1 protein-coding gene and 1 pseudogene are annotated in these 5302 nt (G+C 72.9%); both read right to left on the bottom strand.

Annotated elements, in window-relative coordinates:
- Window positions 1-4329, bottom strand: a pseudogene (locus tag LCH29_RS43475) (type I polyketide synthase); the annotation flags it as partial.
- A gap of 61 nt (window positions 4330-4390) precedes the next feature.
- Window positions 4391-5302 (bottom strand): phosphopantetheine-binding protein (locus LCH29_RS43470; protein WP_446467206.1); only part of this gene is annotated, 912 nt, incomplete at its 5' end.

Here is a 5302-nt window from a genome sequence, read left to right as displayed (position 1 = left end):
GAACAGGGCGCCCAGGGTGCCGGACGCGCCGGTCAGCAGGACCGTGCCCTCCGGGTCCCACGCGTTGGCTTCCGCCGTTGTTGCGGTGCGGGCCAGGCGCGGGGCCCGCACCTCGCCGTTGCGCACCGCTACTTCCTGCTCGCCGGATGCCAGGGCGGTGGGGAGGGCAGCGAGGGACTCCGCGTGGCTGTCGAGGTCCACGAGCACGATGCGGTCCGGGTTCTCGGACTGGGCGGAGCGGACCAGGCCGTGGACGGCGGCGTGTGCCAGGTCGGTGGCGGAGGTGAGGACGACCAGGCGGGAGTCCGCGAAGCGGTCGTCGGCCAGCCACTGCTGTAGCAGGCTCAGCACCTGGGTGGTGGTCTGGTGCGCCGCGGTGGCGGGTGAGCTTTCCCCCACCCCGCCCCTTCCCGAAACTTGGGGCTCCGCCCCAAGGCCCCGGTCCTCAAACGCCGGACGGGCTTGATTTGCCGCACCCGGGCCTTCGGGTGCCGCGTTGTCCGATGTCAGGGAAACCACGACATGTTCCGGCAGCGGCGTTCCGGAAGCTACCGCTTCGGCCAGCGTTGCCAGGTCCGGGTAGGGGGTGTTGGGGCCTATGGTCGTCCAATCGTTCTTGGACACCGGCTCGGACGCGGCCGGGACTGGGGTCCAGTCGACCCGGAACAGGGCATCCGACGCGGCGCCCTGGCTCGGAGCCGCCAGCTGGTCCGGGGATACCGTGCGCAGTGCCAGGCGGTCCACCGAGGCCACCGGGGTGCCCGTCACGTCCGCCAGTTGGAGCGACACCGTGCCGTTTCCGGCCGACGACAGGCGGACCCGTACGGTGTCCGCGCCCACCGAGTGGACGCGGACGCCGGTCCAGGAGAAGGGCAGTCCGCCCTGGCCCGGGTTCTCGGTCAGGTCGCTGAGGCCGATGGTGTGCAGCACCGCGTCCAGCAGCGCCGGGTGTACGCCGAAGAGCGCGGCGGCCGGTTCGGTGCCCTCGGGGAGCGCGACCTCGGCGTAGACCTCGCCGTCGCCGCGCCAGGCGGCGCGTAGGCCCTGGAAGGTCGGGCCGTAGGCGAATCCCGCCTCGGACAGGGTCTCGTACAGGCCGTCGACGGCGATCTGCTCGGCGCCCGTGGGGGGCCATGCCGCCAGGTCGAACGACGCCGTCGGGGCGCTCCGCGCGAGCAGGCCCGTGGCGTGGCGTACCCACGGCTCGTCGTCCGTGGCCGCGTCGGGGCGGGAGTGGAGGGCGAGGGTGCGGCGGCCGGTGTCGTCCTGGGCGCCCACGGCGATCTGGAGCCGGACCCCGCCCTGCTCGGGCAGGATCAGCGGGGCTTCCAGGGTGAGTTCTTCGACCAGGTCGCATCCGGCCTGCTCACCGGCGCGTACGGCCAGCTCGACGAACGCGGTGCCGGGCAGCAGCACCGTGCCCATCACGGCGTGGTCGGCCAGCCACGGGTGGGTGTCCAGCGCGAGCCGCCCGGTGAACAGGAAACCCTCCGCGTCGGCCAGCGAGACGGCCGTGCCGAGCAGCGGATGGTCGGCCGTGCCGAGGCCGACCGAGGAGACATCGCCGTAGGCGGTGCCCGCGTCCAGCCAGTAGTGCTCGCGCTGGAAGGCGTACGTGGGCAACTCGACGCGCTCGGCGCCCGTGCCCGCGTAGTACGCCTCCCAGTCGGGGGCGGTGCCCCGGGTGTGCAGGGTGGCCAGGGCCGTGGTCAGGGTCTCGGCCTCGGGACGGCCGGAGCGCAGCGCGGCGACGAACGCCACGTGGTCGGTCGCGTCGCCCGCCAGGCAGTCCTGGCCGAGCGCGGACAGCACACCGTCCGGGCCGAGTTCGAGGTACGTGGTGACGCCCTGGGCCTCCAGGGTGCGGATGCCGTCGAGGAAGCGGACCGCCTCGCGGACGTGGCGCACCCAGAAGTCGGCGGTGGCGATCTCCGCGGCGGGGGCGATGCCACCGGTGAGGTGGGAGACCACCGGGATCTTCGGGGTCTCGTACGTCAGGCTCTCGGCGACCTTGCGGAACGCCTCCAGCATCGGGTCCATCAGCGGCGAGTGGAAGGCGTGGCTGACGGTGAGGCGCTTGGTCTTGCGGCCCTGCGTCTCGAACGACGCGGCGATCTCGACGGCGGCGTCCTCGTCGCCCGCGATGACCACCGAGGTCGGGCCATTCACAGCGGCGATGCTGACGCGCTCGGTCAGCAGCGGCGCCACCTCGTCCTCGGACGCCTGGACGGCGATCATCGCGCCACCGCCCGGAAGCCGCTGCATGAGACGGCCGCGCGCCGCCACCAGCAGCGCGGCGTCGGCGAGCGACAGCACGCCCGCGACGTGTGCGGCGGCGATCTCGCCGATGGAGTGGCCGGAGACGAAGTCCGGCTTCAGGCCCCACGATGCGACCAGGCGGAACAGGGCCACCTCGATGGCGAACAGCGCGGGCTGGGTGAAGCCGGTGCGGTCCAGGGCTGCGGCGTCGTCCCCGAAGAGGACGTCCTTCAGGGGCCGTTCGAGCCGCGGGTCGAGCGCCGCGCACACGGCGTCGAACGCCTCGGCGAAGGCCGGGTACGTCGCGTACAGCTCACGGCCCATGCCGAGCCGCTGGCTGCCCTGGCCGGTGAAGAGGAACGCCAGCTTGCCCCGGGTCTCCGCACCCTGGACCAGCCCGGCGGCGGGGTCGCCCGCGGCGAGCGCGGCGAGCCGGTCGAGGAAGGTGTCGCGGTCCCCGGCGACCACGGCCGCGCGGTCCTGGAGGGCGGCGCGGGTGGTGGCGAGGGCGTAGCCGACGGACACCGGATCCAGGTCGGGGCGTTCGGTGACGTACGTGTGCAGCCGGGCGGCCTGGGCGCGCAGCGCGTCCTCGCCCTTGCCGGACAGCAGCCACGGGAGGAGGGGGAGGTCGTGCGGGGTCGCGGTGGCAACCGGTTCGGTGTCCTCGTCCGTGGCCTCGTCCGGCGCCGGGGGCTGCTCGATGATCAGGTGGGCGTTGGTGCCGCTGATGCCGAACGACGACACGGCGGCGCGGCGCGGGCGGCCGGTCTCCGGCCACGGGCGGCCCTCGGTGAGCAGCGAGACGGACCCGGCCGACCAGTCGATGTGCGGCGACGGCTCGTCCACGTGCAGGGTCTTGGGCACATAGCCGTGCTCGATGGCCTTGACCATCTTGATGATCCCGGCGACGCCGGCGGCGGCCTGCGTGTGGCCGACGTTGGACTTGATGGAGCCCAGCAGCAGCGGCCGTTCGGCGGGCTTCTCCTTGCCGTACGTGGCGAGGAGCGCCTGCGCCTCGATGGGGTCGCCCAGCGTCGTCCCCGTGCCGTGTGCCTCGACGACGTCGATCTGGTCGGCCGTCAGCCGGGCGCTGGCCAGCGCCTGGCGGATGACGCGCTGCTGGGACGGGCCGTTGGGCGCGGTGAGACCGTTGCTCGCGCCGTCCTGGTTGGTGGCGGAGCCGCGGACGACGGCCAGCACCCGGTGGCCGTTCTTGCGGGCGTCCGACAGCTTCTCCACGAGCAGCATGCCCGCGCCCTCGGACCATCCGGTGCCGTCGGCGGCCGCAGCGAAGGACTTGCAGCGGCCGTCGAAGGACAGTCCGCGCTGGCGGCTGAACTCGGTGAAGGTGCCGGGCGTCGACATCACGGTGACGCCACCGGCCAGGGCCAGCGAGCATTCGCCGTTGCGCAGCGCCTGCATGGCCAGGTGCAGGGTCACCAGCGACGACGAGCAGGCCGTGTCGACGGTGAGCGCCGGGCCCTCCAGGCCGAAGGTGTACGCCACCCGGCCGGAGGCGATGCTGCTGGATCCGCCGGTGCCGAGGTAGCCCTCGACACCGGGCGGCACGGCGCGCAGCCGCGAGGCGTAGTCGTGGTACATGACGCCCGCGAAGACACCGGTCTTGCTGCCGCGTACGGAGGTGGCGTCGATGCCCGCGCGCTCGAACGCCTCCCAGGTGGTCTCCAGCAGCAGCCGCTGCTGCGGGTCCATCGCCAGCGCCTCGCGCGGGCTGATGCCGAAGAACGCCGGGTCGAAGTAGTTGGCGTCGTGGAGGAAACCGCCCTCCCGGACATAGCTCGTGCCCGCGCCGTCCGGGTCGTCGTCGAAGAGCCGCCCCATGTCCCAGCCGCGGTCCGTGGGGAACTCGGAAATGCCGTCCCCGCCCCCGGACACCAGCCGCCACAGATCCTCGGGCGACTCGACGCCGCCCGGGTAGCGGCAGCTCATGCCGACGATCGCGATGGGCTCCTGGTCCTCCGACTCCACCTCCTGGAGGCGGCGTCGGGTCTCGTGCAGGTCGGCGGTGACCCGCTTGAGAAAGTAACGGAGCTTTTCCTCATTCATACGTGCGTTCCCTCTCGAGGAATCCGGAAGGTCGGGTCACTTCGCGTCGGCCACGGTCACTTCAGGAGATCCCGAATTCCTTGCCGATGAAGTCGAAGAGGTCGTCGTCCGTGGCGGACTCGATCTCGTCGGCGACACCGGCGCCGTCTTCCGGTCCTCGGTCGTCATTCCATTGCGCGAGCAGTGCCTGGAGCCGCGCGGTGATCCTGCCCCGGTCCTCGTCGTCCGGGGCGGCCTCGGCGGCCCCGGCCAGGGACCTCTCGAGCCCGTCGAGTTCGGCGAGCAGCGAGGTGACCCCCGTCGCGTCGTCGGGGAGGATCTCGCCCCGCAGGTACTGGACCAGTGCGTTCGGTGTGGGGTAGTCGAAGACCAGCGTCGCGGGGAGCCGGACTCCGGTGGTCGCGTTCAGACGGTTGCGCAGCTCGACCGCGGTGAGCGAGTCGAAGCCGACCTCGCTGAACGAGCGGGCCGGGTCGACCGTCTCCGGGCCCGGGTAGCCGAGCACGGCCGCCACCTGGGTGCACACCAGCTCCAGCACCACCTCGTCCCGCTCGGGCTCGGACAGCCCGGCGAGCCGTGCCCGCAGCTCGTCGGCCCCACCGGCTGTGGCTGCCGACTCCGCTGCCCGGCGGGCGGGGGTCGCCCGCACCAGGCCGCGGAAGAGGGGCGGCAGCATGCCGACGCCTGCCTGGGCGCGGAGGGCCGCCATGTCGAGCGGCATCGGGACGAGGAGTGGTTCGTTTGCGCTGGTGGTGTTCGTCGCGGCGTCGAACAGCTCCAGGCCGGTGTCGGCCGTGAGGACGCCGATGCCGCCGCGGCGGATGCGGGCGATCTCCGTCTCGTCCAGCTCACCGCCCATGCCTCCGGCCACCGACCACAGGCCCCAGGCGAGGGAGGTGGCGGGGAGGCCGTTGGCTGCGCGGTGCTGGGCGAGGGCGTCGAGGAAGGCGTTCGCCGCCGCGTAGTTGCCCTG

This window comes from Streptomyces sp. BRA346, assembly GCF_052851135.1.
Note: the sequence above shows the minus strand (reverse complement) of the source record. Positions and strands in the feature narration are given on the sequence as shown.